Source organism: Candidatus Hydrogenedentota bacterium, from assembly GCA_013359265.1.
GTDB lineage: Bacteria > Hydrogenedentota > Hydrogenedentia > Hydrogenedentales > SLHB01 > JABWCD01.
The window spans coordinates 13930-33310 of the sequence record JABWCD010000033.1 but is presented as its reverse complement, the minus strand read 5'-3'; the positions used below and the strand labels follow the sequence as shown (position 1 = coordinate 33310).

The window sequence follows — 19381 nt, the reverse complement described above, 5'->3', positions numbered from 1 at the left end:
GCGGATGGGCACATGGCGAAAGTAAAACTACAACCGCGCGAACGTATGGTGCTTGTTCTCGGCGCGATCGGCGTCGCTGTGATTGGAGCGTACGGAATTTCGCAGGGGCCGTACCAAGCGTACAAAAAGTCCATCGAACAGGTGGCGCAAGCCCGAGAGCGGCTCAATCTCGCAAAGATTCTTCAAGCTACCGTAGAACGCGACCGAAAAAAGCAGGAAGCCGTCCAGGCCAGGATTGCAAAGGCCGGTCAATTCAACCTGTTCACCGAAGTCGACAAAGCGGTCAAAGACCTGAAACTTGGTGCCCGGTGTTCGATGCGAAGCAACCGGGGCAGTTCGACACCCGGGCAAGAAAGCAGTTCGGTCGAAATCACTCTCAATGGGGTATCGAATCAAGAGCTGGTCGATTTGCTCCACCGCGTCTACGACACCGGTCGATTTGTCTACCTCAGCCAAATGCTTTACTTGCGTCCCTCCCAAGACGCCAAGAGCCTTGACTGCCGCTTGACGTTCGTCGCTCCTCAGGCGTAGGCCCGCCCCATTCGGGCCGGCAGATCTCTTTACACAATTTACCCACATGCCCGCGCCGTTTGTCGCCGCAATTACTTGACTTTCCGTCACTTCTGCGGGACAATTGTCCTCGGAAGGTGTGGTCATCCGGGGACGCAGATGGGGTGCCGAACCGTCGTAACTTGGGCATTTGTAATCGGTTGCCGAAGGGCGCGTAAGCGTTGCGTTAAGGCTGTCCCGTTGGCCATTTGCCGTGAGCGAGTAGGCTTGGTGGTGTGAGCCGCGCGAGGGGTCGTGTTGGAAGCTCTGGATACCACGGAACAAGACATGCCGCGTTGGCAAGTTGCGGGCGAATAATCTATTGACAAATTCAGTTATAAATGTAATGCCATCAATGACCATTAGCATTATTTACATTGACTTTCAACGCGTTGAATGGTACAGTTAAATTGCTGAACGGCTGAGGATCGAACCGTGGCGACCACAACACAACCTCCAGGCCCACCGACGACCGGTGGGGGCTACAAGACTTTCGGGCAAAGCCTTGTCAGCCGCGGCATTATCACGCAGAAGCAGCTTGACGAAGCGGTCCACAAGCAGCAGACCTCGATGGGGCAGCGCAAGCTGGGCGAGATACTCGTCCGGCTGGGCTATATCAGCAGAAGCCATATCTCCGAAGGGCTGGCCGATCAGCTCGGCATTCCCATCATTCGCCTGTCGGACCGCGAGATTCCTGAACGCATTCGCAACATGGTCGATCCGCAGATCGCCACTCTTTATAAGGTTATGCCGATTGGCGAAGAGCATGGGGCGCTGCTTCTGGCCACTGCCGATCCCACAAACGTGCAGACATTCGACAATCTCGAACGACTGCTCGATCGCCGTGTCGTCCCGCAATTGACGACGCCGGAAGAAATCAAGGTAGCGCTCGCGAAGTACTACGGACTGAACGAGAAGACGGTCGAATCGATGCTGTCGACGGTCAGCAGCGCGAGCACGCTCAGCACGCTGAGCACGATGTCTAACGTGAGTTCGATGGCCTCGTCGATGAGCAGCATGGGCAGCAGCGTTTCCGGAAGCGACATCAGCCTTAGCAGCATCTCGATGGATAGCGTTGACTTCAACGACAGCATCTCCGTGACAAAGCCGGCGGGCGGCGTGGTGACGCAGGACGACGACGACGACAGCGACAGCCCGGTGGTGCGGTACATCAATCACCTGATTCTCGAGGCGTTCCGCCTCCGCGCGTCGGATATTCACGTCGAACCCGGCAAGTTCGATGTCAAGGTGCGGTATCGCATCGACGGTATCCTGCATTTGATGCCGACGCCGCCCAAGCGCGCGCAACCCTCGATTATATCGCGGTTGAAGATCATGTCCGGCATGGACATCTCCGAGCGGCGCATCCCGCAGGACGGCCGCATCAAGATTGCCCTGGGCGGCAAGATGGTCGACCTGCGCGTGAGCGCGCTGCCTGCCGTCTACGGCGAGAGCGTCGTAATGCGTATCTTGGACAAGAGCGGCCTGCTCCTCGGCATGGGCCAACTCGGGTTTGCGCCAGAGGACCAACGCCGCTGGGAAGAACTGCTTGGCCAGGCCACGGGCGTTATTCTTGTCACCGGCCCGACCGGCTCGGGCAAGACGACGACGCTATACGCGTCGCTGCATCAGCTCAATCAGACGGACGCGAAACTCGTCACCGTCGAGGACCCGGTCGAATACCAGTTGCGCGGCATCAACCAGGTGCAAATCAACCACGATATTGGGTGGAATTTCGCCCGCGCGCTCCGTGCCATTTTCCGTCAGGACCCCGATATCGTGATGGTCGGTGAAATTCGTGACCAGGAAACGGCGGAGATCGCGATCAAGGCGGCGCTCACCGGCCACCTGGTTTTCTCGACGCTTCACACCAACGACGCGCCCGCGGCGATTATTCGTCTCGTCGATATCGGCATTCGCCCCTTCCTCGTGGCGTCAGGCATCCGTGCGGTGTTGGGCCAGCGGCTGGTGCGCACAATCTGCACGGCGTGCAAGGAACTTTACAAGCCAACCGATTTCGAAAAGGAGCGGTTGGCGATGAAAATCGACTGGAACAAGGTTGAAGTTTTCCACGGCAAGGGGTGCGACAACTGCAACCATACCGGGTATTCCGGCCGCGTCGGCGTGTACGAACTCATGCTGATGAACGACGAGTTGCGCCAGATGATTATGCACGGGTCGCCTGCCGGCCCGCTCCGGCGCAAGGCGCGTCTGGAAGGCATGACCACCATGCGCGAAGACGGTTGGAAAAAGGTGCTCAACGGTATTACCACCGTGGAAGAATGCAATCGCGTGACCGCGGTGGACGAGCCACTGGTGCGGGAAACGGCTGCGTCCGCGTAGCGAAGGAGACTGCCTGACATGGCGTACGAAATGGTGAGTTTGCTGCGGATGCTGATCGACCGTGACGGGTCAGACTTGCATCTCGCGGTCGAGAACCCGCCGGTGGGCCGCGTGCACGGGCACTTGCAGTACTTCGGCGAAGACCCGCTCACGCCGGACGACACCGAGCGGCTCATGAAATCGATCGCATCGGTCGACAACCAGCAGGAACTGCAGGAAGTCGGTGGGTCTGACTTTGGGTTTGCGTTCGAGGATATCGCCCGGTTCCGCGTATCGATCTTCAAACAGAAAGGCTGCGTGGGCCTCGTATTGCGGCTCATTCCGCGAAAGATTCTGACCTTCGAGGAGATTGGCCTGCCGAAAAGTCTGCAGCCAATCATCACCCAGCCGCGCGGCTTGATCCTGGTCACCGGCCCGACGGGTTCGGGCAAGAGCACGAGCCTCGCCACGATGATCGATTGGATCAATACCAACTTCGACCACCACATCATCACCATCGAGGACCCGATCGAGTATTACCATACGCACAAGCGCAGCATCATCACGCAACGCGAAGTCGGCGTGGACGTGCCAACCTTCGCGGAAGCGCTGCGGCGCGCGCTGCGTCAGGACCCCGATATCATTCTGGTCGGCGAAATGCGCGACCTCGAGACCATCGGCGCCGCGGTGACCGCGGCCGAGACCGGTCACCTGGTGTTTGGCACGCTGCACACCACGGGCGCGGTCCGCACGATCGACCGTTTGGTTGACGCGTTCCCGACGAACCAGCAGGAACAGATTCGCACGCAGCTTGCCGGTAACTTGAAGTCGATCATTTCGCAGACGCTGGTCCCCCGCAAGAGCGGGTTCGGGCGCGTCGCCGCCTTCGAGGTGATGATTACGACGCCGGCCATTCAGAACCTGATCCGCGAAAACAAGTCGTACCGCATCACGTCCGCGATCCAGACGGGACACAAGTACGGCATGAACCTTCTGGACGAACACCTGCTCGCGTTGTACCGCAAGGGCATCATCAAATACGAAGACGCCCTCGGCCGCGCGCAGATGGCCGACGACTTCGAGGCGAGCGCCCGGGCAATGGCGCCGGAAGGTGAAATCATCCCGACAAAAGCCAAACAGCAATCGATTACCCGCTAACGCGAGGCTACGGACACCATGGCCACGATGAAAGAAAGAGCGTTAGGCGACATCCTGGTAGACCAGGGCGTCATCAGTCCGCTCGAGCTCGACGAAGCCCTGCAGCGGCAACGCCTCACGGGCGACATGCTGGGCCGCGTGCTCGTTCGCATGGGCCTGTGCGAAGAGCAGGACGTCATCGACGCGCTCGGCATGCAGTCCGGCATGGAGAAAGTGGACGTCACCAAGCTCAAAGTGGCGGACGAGATACTGCGCAAGGTCGAGCCGGACGTTGCCAAGTTCTACATGATTGCGCCCATCCGCGAAAAAGACGGAAAGCTGATGGTTGCGATGGCAAACCCGATGGACCTCGGCGTGCTTGACACGATCTCGCAACTTACCGGACAAGAGATCGTCGGCGCGATCAGCAATCCGCAAGATGTGTCGGTGTTCATCAAGAACAACTACGCATTCGACACGGAGAACATCGAATCTACCCTGAAAGAACTCATCGAGCGCGTCGGCGACGCCGAACTGACGCTCGAAGAACTTGGCACGCAGGAGATCGTGGGCGACATAGACAACCTCGTCCAACTTGCGCAAGAGCCCGAAGTCATTAAAATCGTGAACCTGGTCCTGCTCGACGCCATCACGAAGCGCGCCTCGGATATTCACTTCGAGGTGTACGAGGAAGACTTCCGCATCCGTATCCGCATCGACGGCGTGCTGCACGAAATCACCAGCCCGCCGAAGGCATTGGCGCTGGCGCTCACCTGCCGCATCAAGATCATGTGCAGCATGGACATCGGCGAACGTCGCCTGCCGCAGGACGCGCGCATCGAGCTTAAGATCGGCGATTCGGAAGTGGACATCCGCGTCGCGACGTTGCCGACGTTGTACGGCGAAAGCGTCGTGATGCGTATTCTCGACCGCACGACGGTAAAGGTCGACATCGAGAAGCTGGGCTTCGAGCCGAACCAGTTGACGGCGATCAAGACGTGCATCGCGAGGCCGAACGGTATCTTCCTGGTCACCGGCCCGACCGGTTCCGGCAAGACCACCACGCTCTACGCGTGCCTCAATGAACTCAACGAAGTCGCGGTAAAGATCATCACGACGGAAGACCCCGTCGAATTGAAAATGGACCGGGTGGTCCAGGTGCAGGTCCGCGAGGAAGTGGGCCTGACGTTTGCCGCGTGCCTGCGCTCGATTCTGCGTCAGGACCCCGACATCGTGATGGTCGGTGAAATCCGCGACCTCGAGACCGCGCAAATCGCCGTCGAAGCGTCGCTCACCGGACACCTGGTGCTGAGCACGCTCCACACGAACAGCGCGTCCGAGACCATTACACGCCTGCTCGATATGGACCTCGAACCGTTCCTTATCACGTCATCGCTAACGGCCGTGCTTGCGCAGCGCCTTGTCCGCGTCGTGTGCCGGCACTGCCGCAAGCCGTACAAACCCGACATCGAAGAGATGGAACTGCTTGGCCTTCCGGAAGACTACCGGAAAGCGCCGAATCTCGCCTTCTGGAAGGCGGACGGCTGCCCGGCGTGTGACTACATCGGGTACATGGGCCGCGTAGGCCTGTTCGAGTTGCTTACGGTCGACGAGCCGCTGTGCGATCTCATCAACCAGCGCGCACTCGCGTACGAAATCCGCAAGTACGCGCGCCGCAAACAGGGCATGCGCACCTTGCGCGAAGAGGGCATCATCAAGTGTCTGAAGGGTATTACGACCACGGACGAGATTCTCGCGCACACCGACAAGTTTGACGATTAGGGCAGGTCAAAACCGACGGAGATTGACCGATGAAGTTCGCATACAAAGCGATGAACCGCGACGGCAAGGAAGTGTTTGGCGTCATCGAGTCGGATTCGCAGGCGCTGGCGATCAACGACGTCAAGGGCCTCGGGTTGTTCCCGACCGTCGTCCGCGAAGCCAGCAAGGCCGACGAACGCCGCGCCCGCAAGGCCAAGAAGGGACCGGGCGAGTTTTACATCGGCGGCATCAAGGTCAAGCAGCTTGTGGTCATGACGCGCCAGTTGTCTACGCTGATCGACGCCGGCCTGCCGCTGTTGCGCAGCCTGAACATTCTGATTGCGCAGCAAAAGGCCTCGAAACTGAAAGACGTGCTGCGCGAAATCTCGTCCGACATTCAAAGCGGCTCGACGTTCTCCGACGCGCTCTCGAAGCACACCAAGTACTTCGATCGGCTGTACGTCAATATGGTCCGTGCCGGCGAGGTCGGCGGTATGCTCGAAGTCGTGTTGCAGCGCCTGGCGATATTCATGGAACGGCGCCAGGCCCTCAAGCGCCGCGTCAAGGGCGCAATGATCTACCCAATCGCCGTGCTGACCATCGCCGCGGCAATCGTATGGTTTCTGCTGACGTACATCGTCCCGGAATTCGCGCAAGTGTTCCAGGATTTCGGCGCCAAACTCCCCGCGATGACGCTAATCCTGATCGACATTGGAGACTTCTGCCGGTTCAAGTGGTGGATTATCTTGTTGACGATTACCACTACGCTTAACGTGATCAAAATCTTGTCCAAATTTAAGTTGACCAAACGCATCATGGACCGCATCGTGCTCAAGCTGCCGCTCGTCGGCGACCTGGTCACGAAAGTTGCCGTGGCGCGGTTCGCGCGCACCCTCGGCACGCTCATCACGTCCGGCGTGCCCATCCTGCAATCGCTGAAGATTACGAAAGAAACCATCGGAAACGAGGTCATCGAAAACGCCATCCAGAAGGTGCACGACAGCATCAAGGACGGCGACACGATCGCCGCGCCGCTGGACGAATCGAAGGTGTTCCCGGCTATGGTCGTGAACATGATCGACGTCGGCGAAGAGACCGGCAGCCTCGATTCGATGTTGATGAAGGTGGCGGACATTTACGACGCCGAAGTGGAGGCCGCGGTGGAAGCCATGCTGCGGCTGATGGAACCAATCATCATTATCGTCCTCGGCGGAATCATCGGGTTCATCGTCATCGCGCTGTACCTGCCGATCTTCTCGCTGGCGGACGCTATCAGTGGACAGTAAAAAAGGAGCCGCGCGCGGGGTCGGGCCGCGCCGCGCAAAGGAGACTATAGCCATGAAACGCAGCTACGGGTTTACGTTGGTCGAGTTGCTGGTGGTGATCGCGATCATCTCGATCCTCGCCGGCATCGTAATCCCCAATGTGCCCAAGTACATCAACAAGGCCCGCGCCACGCGCGCCTTCGCGGAGATCAAGGGCATTGATTTGGCGACGACAAAGATGCTCGTCGACGCCGGCCGAACCGATTTCACGAGCGGTTTTTTCGCTACGTGGCCGAACCAGGGGTTCATTCCCGCAATGGACGTGAACGGCACCTATCAGACCGTATTCTACTTGCTGCTTCGCAAGGGCAAGTACGCTGAAGCCGATCCGCAGTGGCCCGGCGGCGTGTCTCTCAACGAAGAAGTCCGGCGCAAACTGGGTGACAGCTACATGGAATTGGGCAAGGATCCATGGGGAAGCCTGTATCATTTCGCCCCCGGTCCGTTTAACTTTGACTGGGACGGTTCCGGCCCGCCGTTCAAGGTGCCGTTCCGAATCTACCAGCCGGACTTGTCCGTGCCCGGAAGCGCGGCGACGGATGACAGTGCATGGAACCCCGGCGCCATTCGGTTCGACGTCGTCGATCCGGACGACCCCACCGGTCCAACGCTGGACGTTGGCTGGCCCGCGCCGCGCAAGCAGACATTCTACGTGTGGTCGGACGGGAAAAACCGCACGTCCAACCAGCAGTACAACCAGGGTTACTTCTCCGATCCCGCCGAAGTCGGACTCGACTTTATCGGCGGCGGCGACGACATCAACAACTGGGACGGCGACAACAGTTGGGAAGGCTTCTATAACTAGGCAGGGCGACCTGTGACGCGCAGACGCATGGCGAACATGAACGCGAAACGACATAACCGCTTCGGCTACACGCTGACGGAACTGCTCATCGTGCTGGCGATCCTCGCGATGCTTTCCGGGCTGGCGATCCCCGCCGTCGTGAAGATCGGCGGGTTCCTCAGCAAGAAGAGCGACGCGGCCGCGCGCGATCTGTACGGCGTGCTGCGCGCCGCGCGCATCAGCGCGATTTCGTACCGAAAAGATACCGCGGTCGTGTACGTCGTTCATTGGCGGCCGGACAATTACAGCAACGGGCAGTCGTACATCATCGACGGGTACAGCATGGCAACCCGGGCGACGAAAGAGCAGGTCGCGTTCATTCTGAACCCGCCAACCGTGGTTGTCGACAATGCCGCGTATCAAGACTTGGAGAATTCCCTCGCGGCGTTCGCGGCCCGGCTCAACGACCAGTCCATCCAGGAGGACGACGTGTTCATCCTCCCGCAGGAGACGCAGGCGCGATTCCGTGCGATGCCAAACAATACCGCCGTCATCGGTCACTTGACCGCGCAGGAAGAACAGACGCTGGCCGCGACCGGCTTTGTCGACGTGCCGCCGCAGTCGCTCGCCGAGTTTGTGGACGGGACCAACGATCCGGAAGGACGGTACCGCGGACTGCATTCGCGCGGCATGCGCACGATTTACATGTTTCGCGAGCGCGACGCCGACGGTTTCCTGGAACCGATCGCCGCGGAGATCACGATCGATCCCGCCGCGGCGCCGCTGTCCAACGCGTTTCCCGCCCACGTGTTCTTGCCGACCGGCGAGTTGAGCGTCCCGGGCGACAGCCTGGAGCCGTGGAAGGAGCGCATCACGATCGCCGTCGGCGCATCTCCCGACGCGCCGCTGGAAGACCGGTTTACCGTAGCCCCGAACGAGGGACCTCAACCCGTGATGGCGGCGCCCGCTCGGATCGAAGTGTACCGCTCGACAGGGCGGATCCAAATCGGATCGTAGGAGTCAGTTCGCAGTGTGGTTTAAGAAAGTATGCGACAACGGCGGGTTCTCGCCGGTGGAAGTGTTGATCGCGATGGGCATCCTCGCGATAGGCGTGATGGCGGTGGTGCGCCTGTTTCCAACGGGCCTGGCGTTCACGCGCCAGGCGCAGGAAAAGACCAGAGCGGTCGAACTCGCCGAGAACAACATCGCGCGGCTGCGCATGTCCGGCGCCAGCAACCTGCTGGGCGTCGCGCAGGCCGGGTCGCTCTACGGCAACGTCGCCATGGCCAATGCGCAGTATCTCGGCATGGGTGGCCACGTCGAAACGACGGACATTATCGATGGGTACTCCGCGGCGGTGCGCCGCGTTAACGGCTCGGGAGAACACGCGTTGGTGCGCGTCACGTTTTCGGTGGACATGGCCGACGGGCGGCGCGAAAACTTCGTCACGTACGTAACGGATTATTGATGACAGCGCGGACGAGGCGTGCCATGCATTATCGCGACGCAAAAGGCGGGTTTACGCTCACCGAACTGCTCGTGTCGACGGCGATCTTTGCGATCCTGATGACGTCGATCGGCGCCCTGTTCGTGGCGAGCCTGAACGCCGTCAAGTCCGGCTACCAGTCGCAGAAGGTCTACGAAGACGCGCGCGGCACGTTCAACGTCATTCAACGCGATCTCACAACCGTGTTCACCTCGCGCGATTTCGGCCAGTACTACCAGTTCTACGGCAACGAATACGGCATGATGATGGTCGGCCTGCTCCAGCTTCGCGACGCGAGCGGCCGCGATTACACGCGCATCGGCCGCATCACCTATGTCATCTACCCCGTCGTGCTGCGCGGAGGCGACAACGCGTTCTACGTCACCGAACCGTTCGCGATCGACTACGCAAAAGAAGTCGGCGTGACCGACACCGGCCGCGCGCCTGACTTCCACCAAACCCGCGGCGTGCGCTTCGCCGGCAACGATCCCAATTCGGACGCGGGCAGCCGCGAAGTCGCCATATGCGCCCTCGTGCGCTACGTCGAACCCGGTGTCTCCGAACTCGACGCGTATCCGTTCAATTGGGACGATTTGATCGACGAGACGGAGAACAATCCCGAGTTTCCCGCCACCAGCAGTCCGGAGTCGCTCCGCTCGCAGTTGAACGATTCGCTCGAAGTATCGAACACCCTGAGTTTGAGCCCGTCGAACGATCTGCGCATCCTCGGCCGTCTCGACAGCGCGCGCGACCAGATGTTTGCCGCGAAGAAGCGCGACCTGTGGTTGAAGATGCTGTCGTGCCAGAAGTATTGGATACCGCGGCTCGTGGGCGGCCAGGCGCTGCTGCCGAACCCGTGGGGCCGCGTCGATCCGAACTCCGGCGCCGTCACCGAGCGGTGCTGGTTGCGGGGCGGCAGCACCGTTTCCGTCGTCGATCCGCGCGACTTCGTCGCCGTCGAAAACATTGGCGTGTTCACGCCGCAAGATTACTGGACCACGTGGCCGTTATTGGCCTATCGCGCCGACGGCGGATACAAACCGTTCTTCGAGTTTGGCCGCATCACCGCGGACACGTCCGTGGACCTCATGCCGTTCTGGAACTCGAACCGCCAGTCGTACGCGGGCAACATTCAATTGCCAAACGATGGCGTCGACAACGATCAGGACGGGCTGGTCGACGAACCGGGCGAACGCCTGGTGGTTGCCGGCATGACCGATCCGGCCATCTTGCTTTTGGACCCGAACGCATACGAAAGCGATGGGCGGGACAACGACGCGGATGGGCAGATCGACGAACCGGGCGAGACGTTCGTCAATCCGATCGAACAGGACGGTCTCGACAACGACGGCGACGGTACGATCGATGAGCCGGGCGAAACGATCGACAGTTTCAATCTGCCCACGGACGCGAGCGTACCCGATGGTGTGTTCACCGCCTATGGGTCGCCGTTGCAGCCGCGTTTGCCCGAAGCGGTGATGGTGCGCATTCCGATGGTGTTCGATCCGGCCTATCTGAGGGCCCCGAACTTCGAACGATCGATGGAACTGTTGATTGAAGTGCCGACCGCCTACACGCGGTCGCAGTTGGCATACGAACAACCTTAGTTCGCTCGGTGTAAGGTGTGGGCCGGTCCGCCGGAGAGACATCCCGCGGGCCAGGGTTGAGAGCAAGGAACGCGAATGAGCCGTATGTTCAAAGGTCCGGGCCGGTTGGCGGAACGCCAGCGCGCCCAAACGTCCGAAACCGGCAAATCCGATTTTGGATTTTGGATTTTGGATTTTGGATTGCGCCGCGCGCGCGTTGCCGGGGCGCCCGGCTTCTTTGGGTCGTTTAGGTCCTATATGTCGTTTGAGGGGGCCAAAGGACCTATAGGACGAAAAGGACCTGAAGGACACGCGGCAGTTTCGGGCCGCCGCGGCCCCTTGCTCGAAGGCCCGCAATCCAAAATCCAAAATCCAAAATCCAAAATCCGTTGCGCGTTTCCGCAAGGCGAAGGCCTCGCCGAATCGTCCGGCGCGGCGCTGATCATTTCGGTCGCGATTTTCGCGGTACTGCTGTTCATCGGACTGACATTCTGGTCGTCGTCGCGCATCGAACACAGCGCGGCGGTGCGCCACCAGGAAGGCTACCGCGCCGAACTGCTCGCGAGCGCGGGCCAGGCGCTCGCCGTGTCGCACCTGCGCCTCGACAAAAAGTGGCACCCGACCTACACGTCAATCGATCACGGCTGGAACACCGTTTTCAATGGTGCGTGGCTCGCAGGAAAACCGTGGGCCTTCAAACCCGACGCGTTCGGGACCCGCGTGCTCGACCGCACGTGGACGAGTTGGGCCGGTGGTACGCCGTACAAGCGCATTCCCTACATTGATTACTGGGCCGACGTGAAGCTGCAGGAGGCCGAGCTCGACCTGCTGATCCAGCGCGCGCTCTTTGTCGACGGCATCGACGGCATCGACAACGACGGCGACGGCAACATCGACGAAGCGGACGAAATCCGCGAATCCCTTGGTAGTGCGCTCGCCCAGATCAAGAACCCGCTGTTTGTGCCGCGGTTCCAAATCGATCCGGACGATCTCGACGACCCGTCGATCCGCGCGTTGCTCGATCAGCAGTACGCGTTCGCAACGACCGGCGATCCCGGCGACAGCGATTTCCTTGCCGCGTTCGACTTCCCTGTCCAGTACGCGTACAACTTCACGAGCTTCGACACCGCGTTTGACGATCCGTTGAACATTCCCGATGCGGACTACGATCCGTTCGCGGCGGGCTGGCCCGCGCGCGTGGTGACGCCGCAACAGAAAATCAACGCATGGGCCGACGTGGACAGCGACGGCGACGGGCTGCGCGACGCCATGTGGATTCCCATCGGCGTCGAGGAATTCTTCGGCGGCATCGACCGCAACGGCGACGGCCGCGTCAGCGCGGACAAAGTCGGCGCGATCGGCGACGAAGGCGGCGACGGCATCGACAACGATCTCGACGGCGAAGTGGACGAGCCGGACGAGACGGCAGTATTCGTGTATTGGGGCGGCAACGACGATCTCGACAACGATCAGGACGGGCAAATCGACGAAGCCGACGAACAGCGCGTTTTCCTCACCGCGCCGCTCATCGCCGACAGCTACTGGGGCGGCAACGACGGCGAAGACAACGACCACGACGGGCAAATCGACGAGCCGGACGAGCAACGCATCTTCCTCACGTCCGACGATCGGATCAACAACAACGCGCTAAACCCGCGCGTGCCCGCGAACCTGCCGATTATTACCCCCGCCGAGGGGATCGATTACCAGGACCCGGGCGAGAGCATTCCGCTGCTCGATACGTTCCATGTGCGCGTCAATCTGCAGACGCTCAACGAATACATCGCCGGTTCCGGCATTACGATCACGTCGGAGACGGACTCCCGGCTCCAACTTGTGGACCCCGGCAATCCCTTCGGCCCGGCGGTGGACCGCATCGACAACGACTTCACGCAGATCGTGAACGACACGCACGGCCACGTGTTCCTCGAACCCGGCGTGCCTCAATATGACAACACTGGAAACTTGAACTTCCCATGGGATCAACCAGGTGTTATTCCCGCAGCGCAGGAAAACCGCGCGCGCTCGTACTCCCGCATCAACATCGATCCCACCGATCTGCGCAGCTACTCGGCCGCGCTATCGGACCTCGTTCTGCCGTTCGCCAGTATCCCCGGTCACGTACCCGTCATTACGTGCGCGGGCGAAACCGTCTGCACCATTGCCGGCCGCGTCGCCGTCCACGTGGTGGACGAAGCGTCGAAGGTCAACCTCAACACGGCTGGCGCGATGACGGTCGCAACCGTGCAGGATGTCGAGACCAGCACCGCGACGGGCAGATTCACGTACCTTCGCAATGCCGAACTCCTCACCTTCGCGCGCAACGAGGGCGTCAGTACGGGCGAGTACGATACGCGCGTGCTGCCGGACATCGGCGTGCAGCGCGCAGTCGACATCTTCATGACGCGCAACGGCGCGCACAAGGACGACCCCGGCGGCGGAAAGCCGCAGAATTTCCCGCCGATCCTGCCCATCGACGCGACCGATTTCCTCACGCACTTCAACGACAACGACAGCGACGGGGACGGGACGAACGACAACGCCGCGGAAGCCGGCTACGCCTACGACGAATACTTCCCCGGTTTTGGCCGCACCGATGACAACGCGAACGTGTTGCAACTGCAATTCAACGGCATCGACGACGACGGCGACGGCGCGTACTACACGCACGACGGCATCGACAACGACAACGACGGCGTTGCCGACGAGGCGGACGAAGCGCGCTTCGGCATCGACGAACCCTTCGAGGGCATCGACGAACCGCAGGAACTGCAAATGTTCCGTCCCTACCGCAACCGTCTCGCGGAACTCGATGGCATCGACAACGACAACGACGGCGTGATCGACGAAATCGGCGAACTCGGCGACCGCCTCTACAGCACCGGCGACGAAATGGCCGGCGCGCTTTCGAGCGTCGCCGAAATGGCGCCGTTGCGCGCGGTGCTCACCGTGCAATCGAGCGATCCCAACGCGCGATACCAGCACTACATCGGCGGCGCGCAGGGCGACCTCGCGCGCAACATCTCGCCGGACACGGCGCCGATCACCGGCATGAAACTCGACTACAACCACGCCACGCCGGACGCCATCGCGAACGCGTTGCGCGAAGACTGGTCGTATCCCGCGTTCCACGACGTGCTGAAGACCGAGATGGTCTACCCAGCGGACCCCACGCAGGCGGCGTTCGCGGGCAACCCGTACCTGTTCTCCGAGTCCGGCTACGCGCCCACCACGACCCCGGCCGCGTACATCAACGATTTCCGGTTCCAGGCCGCGTACTTCGCGGGGCTTCGCCGCGAGTCCGTCTCCGTCATCGGCGCACCCGCCGGCATCGTGGACACGCGCGTCGAAGCGCCGCAGAGCGCGCTCGCCCTCACGCCCGGCCGCATCTTCGAGGCGGACGCGGGCCTGCGCGCGTACCAGCTCGCGCTCAATATCGTCGATTCGCGCGACACCGACCGCGTGCGCAATTCGCTCACCTACCGTCTCGGCGACGATTGGTGGAACACCCTCGTCGGTCCGGCCGCGCCGCAACGCGAAATCAGCTACACCCTCGCCGGCGTCGAAGGCATCCGCATCAACGAAATGATGGTGCGCGCCGTCCGCCGCGTCGAAGCGGAATCGAATTACGATCCCGATCCCGTCGGCGATCCGCGCCCGGAGAACAATCCGAACGTATTCTCGGAAGGCCCGATCGATTTCGATGTCGTGACGACGACAATCGAGGATCGAGCGGGAACGGTAACCAATCAAGATGGCAGCATCCCGTGGGAGTATTTCCCGCAGCCGCTCAACCTGGGCGACGACCGGGTCGGCCTTGGGCAGCTTGCGGGCTTCCAGACGGACTCGAGCACCGTTACGATCAGCGGCGCCACCTACGACAACGTCATCCAGTTCCGCATCGGGCCGAGTGCGCAGCTTCCGCCGGGCCGGTATTACTTGCTCGTGAATACGATTGACGAGATTGGCTACGCGAGCGTGGACGACCCGACCGATATTGATTTCCGTGTTAAGTACGGGCTGGATAGGAATATTCCGGGGAATCCAGACATTCTCGACGACGTGATCGCAGGAGGCGCGCCGGGGTCTCCGCCATTCGACGGTCTCGTCGCTGCTGCGACTATTTCCGAACCCCAAGTAGGGCGCCGCAGCGGAGCGTCGCCGCTCGATCCCAACGTTAGCCCGGCGTCCGGCATGGTGTTCTTGCCGACAATCGACACGCGCGCCGCCGTCGTTCCGCCACCCGGATTCGAAGCCTATGCCGGTATTGGCGTCGAAACGCAGTTGCAGAGCGAAGCATACACGGTCATCGTGCCGCCGTTTGCGGCGAATGCAGCCGATCAGTTCTACCTCCACATCGGCATCCGCAATCCGGTCCCGGGCCAGACGCTCGCGATCAACTTCCTCGATTTCAGCCAGGAACCGGATCACGAATGGGTCGAATTGGTCAACGTTTCCGCGTCGCCGGATCCGATCGATCTCTCCGATTGGTTGCTCGAGGTCGGCGGCGGATCGAACGATCCGACCCGCGCGGTGTACCGCATTCCGGCGGGCACGCAGATCGCCCCGAACGGTTCGCTGCTACTCACGACGAACAAGTACGACGTCGGCCCGCTCGCGTTCGCTGCGCCAGGCGCGCGCATTTTCTCGGCCAACGGCATGGGCATGGCAAGCCAACCCGCAAGCGTTGCCGCGCCGTTCGGCACGGCCTCGGTGGGCATATCCGAACCGCCGATCCCACGCTACGCCACGCGCGGCGAAATCGGCTTTATCGGCCAGCCTCTGCTGGGTGCGAACCTTTGGAACGGCCGCTGGGGTGAACCCCTCGGTTCCGGCGGGCTGCTTGCCGAAAGCATTTTCCAGCGGCCGACCGGCGGGTTGCTCGATTTCCTCGATCTGGATGGCGACGGATTGAGCGATCCCGGAATTCGTACGGACGATCTAGTGATTTCGACCATCGACAATCCCGCGACCGACACGCCGACGAAAGCGTGGGACCGCATCGTGCAGATCGAACCCGCCGCGGCAAGTCCACTGTCGTTCATCAACGACGCGTTGACTCCTGCCGGCGAAAGGCTCGCTTTTGTGGCCACGATGGTGTTGCGCGGCGGCATCTTCCCTAATTATCCCGAAAACGATTTCGTGGACAACGACGGCGACAACCCCGAGCTCATGCGCGACGGCATCGACAACGACGGCGACCGCCTGCTGCTAGATCGAGACCTCGACATCAATGGCTTGCCCATTGACAACGATGGCGACGGCATCGCGAACGAAGGCAACGACAGCATTGACAACGACGGTGACGGCCTTATCGACGAAGCCGACGAAAGCGAAGGCACCGACGAACCCATCGATCCGCGCTACGACTACGATGGAATTAACAATGATGGCGACCCATTCACCGACGAAGGCGCGGACGGTATCGACAATGACGGTGACGGCCTCACCGACGAATACGACGAGTCCGAAGGCTTTGGCATTCCCGAGGGCGTGGACGAAGGCGGCGTCGCGCGGTGGTTGAAATATGATCGCGGCGTGGGCCTGGGTCCGATTGGTATCGGCCTCGGTCCGCTGACCCAGGTGTCCGGCTCCTATCACCGCACGCCGCAGTTTGTGCTGTATCCCGGCGAACCCGCGTGGGTCGAAGGCACGAACGCCGCGCCCGAGTGGAAGGAATTTACCGAACGCCGCATGTTCCCCGGCGACGCCGTCCGCGTGACGTTGTACGAGCGGTTCCCGGACGAAGAGTTCGTCGTCGATCGCGTGACCTACACGCAGAACGACGTCGAAAACCGCGCGCCGGACGATGTCCGCTCGTTCCCGGTCGCCGCGCCGGACGCGCTGCTCGACCGGTTCGTCATGCTCAACGCGGTGACGGGTCTCGGCCTCGAACGCGCGTGGCCCGAGAATACGATGGGCGTGGACTTCTACCGTTCGCTCGAACGCAAGCACCCGCTCTACACCGGCGACCGGTTCGGCCTCGCGAACCGCTGGACCGCGACGGACGGCAACTACGACGATTGGGCGCCCGGCACCAACCGCTGGTTCTGGGACAACGTCAACGACGTCGCCATGCCGATGACGAGCGCATTTGTATTCGGTCCCACGGGCGCGCCGACAGCGGTCTCCGGCATTCAGTTCTTCGCGCACGGATTCTCGGGATCGCCGCTGCGCCCGAACTTCTTCGCGCGCGTCCTGAGCGATTCGCGCCTCGGATATTCGCCCGATCCGCCCGTGCGCCTCGCGGCGAACGACGCGCCCGTCGTGCCCGACGCGCTCGTAGGCGACAACCAACGCGTTCTGCTGCGCGGCCGAGTGCGCGACGCGAACTTCCGGTCGCCGGGCGATCTCTTGACCACGCCCTACCTCGCGTTGTCGCGCACGTATACCATAGGCGAATACGACGTCGTTGGCCGTGAAGCGCTCCAAGGCCCGACAGTCGCGCCGGAAGACATGCTCGTGGGACCCGTGCCGCCGCACCTGAAAGGCGCGTCCATCGGCACGGCATATCCCGAGGATTTGCGCGCGCTGATCGACACCGCGTCGTTCGATTCGATCGTCTTGAACGTCGGTCAGGCGGACTTCTATCCGTTGTTCCCGCTTATGGCCAGCTTGACGGGTGGCGGGCTGGCCGAGTTGGCGCAATGGGCGCCGATTCCCGATGCGGCCAATCCGACCGACTACCGCGCGCCCCAGGCGTGGGCGCCGGTGTTCCTGGCGTCGCTCGATCCCAACGGGTCCGAACCGGAAGGTGCGGACTTCGCGACGATGCAGACAATTACGATCACGCAGTCCGGCACGCCGCCGCAGTATCCGAACATGTTGCCGTGGCCGGGCTATCCGATCCAGTTGGCGTTCCTCTACCGCAACGTCGACCTAAGCGTCGTCCCGCCGTACGGGAATACGCGCTGGCTGTTGCAGGACAACGTCGGCGGCGCGGGCAGCCTCGCGTCCGTGCGTTGGCCGCTCGAACGCCGCGCGATGATGTACGTTTCCAGCAATCCCGATGCGTTCCGCCCCGATCAGACGTCGCACAACATCGTGCCGGGCGGTCCCGGCGCGCCCGCGGCGGGCGCGTATCCGTCCGAGGCGCTCTTCGTGTGGGATGGCGCGGACGGTCTGCCCAACGGCGAATACGATCTCTATGTCGTGACCATGCCGGACATGACGTATCTCGAAGAATCGACGCGCGCGTTCGATGCGACGCGCAACGATTGGCTGCCCGCCAAGCTCGATCGCGTGCGCCGCCGCCTGCCGATCGACATTCAGGTGCTGACGGACAAGGACGGCGACCGCAAGTGTTGGGTCGACGGAACGGGCCCGACGGCGAACATGCCCGATACCGAGGAATTGGGCCTCAACACCCAGAGCACCGGCCCCGCCGATCAGCGCGAGAAGTTCCCGCTCAAGGCCGGTCTGGTACCGGCAAGCGATGGCACCGTCCATTACGGCGTTGTAAAGATCGAAAACAATTTCCTGGGCGTGTTTGTGCGCAACTGGGCCGACGGCCGCAATCCGGAAAACGTGAACGCAATCAGCCGCGTCGTGCTGATGTCGCGCGACCGCACGCCGGGCCGCGTCAATCTGAACACGGCGATCACGCAACCGCTCGCCGCGAACCTCTCCGGCGCGCCGGATTTCAATGCGTTCAATCCGCTGACCGGACTCATCGGCTTCACCGCGGAATACGTACCCGATACGAACCCGCTGTCGGACCTCGGCGCCTTCACGCCCGCGCCGTGGAGCGATCAGATTCCCGTTGCGACGGGGCCGCCCTACGCGTTCACGTTTGGCGAATACGGCGCCGTCCTCGCGCGCGCCAACCAGGTGATTGGCCAGCCGCCGTTTGCGCTTGCGGTGGCAAACCCCGGGTTCCTGCCGCGCGGCGAACGGTTCGTCGATTACAACAGCGACGGGCTGCCCGATCCGCCGATCGATATCAGCGGCGACGGCCGCGCCGATCTCGCCGTGCGGTTCGACGGCCGCTATTTGCTGTCGCCCGCGGAGTTGATCGTCAGCGGCGACGAAGCGGCGTTCACGTCCCGGCCAATGTCGCTGATGCCAAGCCTGATCCCGCAATACTTCGACGTGGCCGCGCCGACCGCGAACCAGAAGGCGCAACAGTTTGACGAAGCGATGGAACGCTATACGCGCATGGGCAACAGCATTACGGCGGCGTCCGACACGTTCGAGATTATTGTCACCGCGCAGACCGGTTACGCGTTCGACGCGAACCGCGACGGCGTGATCAACTGGCGCGTCGATTCGGAATTCGTCGCCACCGGCGAAAAGAAACTGCGCACCGTGTATGAACGGTAGCTCAACCACAGATTGCACAGATGACACAGATTCAAGATAGAGCAAGAACAGAATACGAAGTTTCCACTTCGTAACGGGCTCTTGAAAAGCTCCGCTTTGTGCATTCACG

General features: G+C 61.7%; 9 protein-coding genes and 1 pseudogene. All 10 read left to right on the top strand.

Annotated elements, in window-relative coordinates:
* Positions 1-12 precede the first annotated feature (12 nt).
* The 10 genes and pseudogenes from HUU46_22635 to HUU46_22590 all read left to right on the top strand — a co-directional run bounded on the left by HUU46_22635 (position 13) and on the right by HUU46_22590 (position 19272).
* Positions 13-531 (top strand): hypothetical protein, encoded by a 519-nt coding sequence (locus HUU46_22635; GenBank protein ID NUM56444.1) that lies wholly within the window; start codon positions 13-15, stop codon positions 529-531.
* Between the two features lie 453 nt (positions 532-984).
* The gene (tadA, locus tag HUU46_22630; GenBank protein ID NUM56443.1) at positions 985-2892 is read left to right on the top strand and encodes a Flp pilus assembly complex ATPase component TadA; all 1908 of its coding nucleotides are present in this window, start codon (positions 985-987) and stop codon (positions 2890-2892) included.
* A gap of 18 nt (positions 2893-2910) precedes the next feature.
* Positions 2911-4029, top strand: a complete 1119-nt coding sequence (locus tag HUU46_22625; protein NUM56442.1) for a type IV pilus twitching motility protein PilT — start codon at positions 2911-2913, stop codon at positions 4027-4029.
* A gap of 18 nt (positions 4030-4047) precedes the next feature.
* Positions 4048-5790, top strand: coding sequence for a Flp pilus assembly complex ATPase component TadA (gene tadA, locus HUU46_22620; GenBank protein NUM56441.1), 1743 nt, complete (start codon positions 4048-4050; stop codon positions 5788-5790).
* 29 nt (positions 5791-5819) lie between these two features.
* Entirely contained in the window at positions 5820-7055 is a 1236-nt protein-coding gene (gene gspF, locus HUU46_22615; GenBank protein NUM56440.1) for a type II secretion system inner membrane protein GspF, read from the top strand.
* A gap of 52 nt (positions 7056-7107) precedes the next feature.
* Positions 7108-7194 (top strand): annotated as a pseudogene (locus HUU46_22610) (prepilin-type N-terminal cleavage/methylation domain-containing protein).
* Positions 7195-7935: 741 nt separating this feature from the next.
* Positions 7936-8895 carry a prepilin-type N-terminal cleavage/methylation domain-containing protein gene (locus HUU46_22605; GenBank protein NUM56439.1) on the top strand — a complete coding sequence of 320 codons (960 nt, stop codon included), beginning with the start codon at positions 7936-7938 and terminating at the stop codon, positions 8893-8895.
* A 13-nt stretch (positions 8896-8908) separates the two neighbouring features.
* Positions 8909-9346, top strand: a complete 438-nt coding sequence (locus HUU46_22600; GenBank protein NUM56438.1) for a hypothetical protein — start codon at positions 8909-8911, stop codon at positions 9344-9346.
* A gap of 23 nt (positions 9347-9369) precedes the next feature.
* Positions 9370-10971: a prepilin-type N-terminal cleavage/methylation domain-containing protein gene (locus HUU46_22595; GenBank protein NUM56437.1), complete on the top strand. Its 1602-nt coding sequence runs from the start codon at positions 9370-9372 to the stop codon at positions 10969-10971.
* 75 nt (positions 10972-11046) lie between these two features.
* Positions 11047-19272: a lamin tail domain-containing protein gene (locus tag HUU46_22590; protein ID NUM56436.1), complete on the top strand. Its 8226-nt coding sequence runs from the start codon at positions 11047-11049 to the stop codon at positions 19270-19272.
* Positions 19273-19381: the final 109 nt, after the last annotated feature.

What these genes read in the sequence shown, in the direction of transcription:
- HUU46_22625 (NUM56442.1), top strand. Translation starts at nt 2,911, where the DNA reads ATGGCGTACGAAATGGTGAGTTTGCTGCGGATGCTGATCGACCGTGAC.
- HUU46_22595 (NUM56437.1), top strand. Translation starts at nt 9,370, where the DNA reads ATGCATTATCGCGACGCAAAAGGCGGGTTTACGCTCACCGAACTGCTC.
- tadA (NUM56441.1), top strand. Translation starts at nt 4,048, where the DNA reads ATGGCCACGATGAAAGAAAGAGCGTTAGGCGACATCCTGGTAGACCAG.
- HUU46_22605 (NUM56439.1), top strand. Translation starts at nt 7,936, where the DNA reads ATGAACGCGAAACGACATAACCGCTTCGGCTACACGCTGACGGAACTG.
- gspF (NUM56440.1), top strand. Translation starts at nt 5,820, where the DNA reads ATGAAGTTCGCATACAAAGCGATGAACCGCGACGGCAAGGAAGTGTTT.
- HUU46_22635 (NUM56444.1), top strand. Translation starts at nt 13, where the DNA reads ATGGCGAAAGTAAAACTACAACCGCGCGAACGTATGGTGCTTGTTCTC.
- HUU46_22590 (NUM56436.1), top strand. Translation starts at nt 11,047, where the DNA reads ATGAGCCGTATGTTCAAAGGTCCGGGCCGGTTGGCGGAACGCCAGCGC.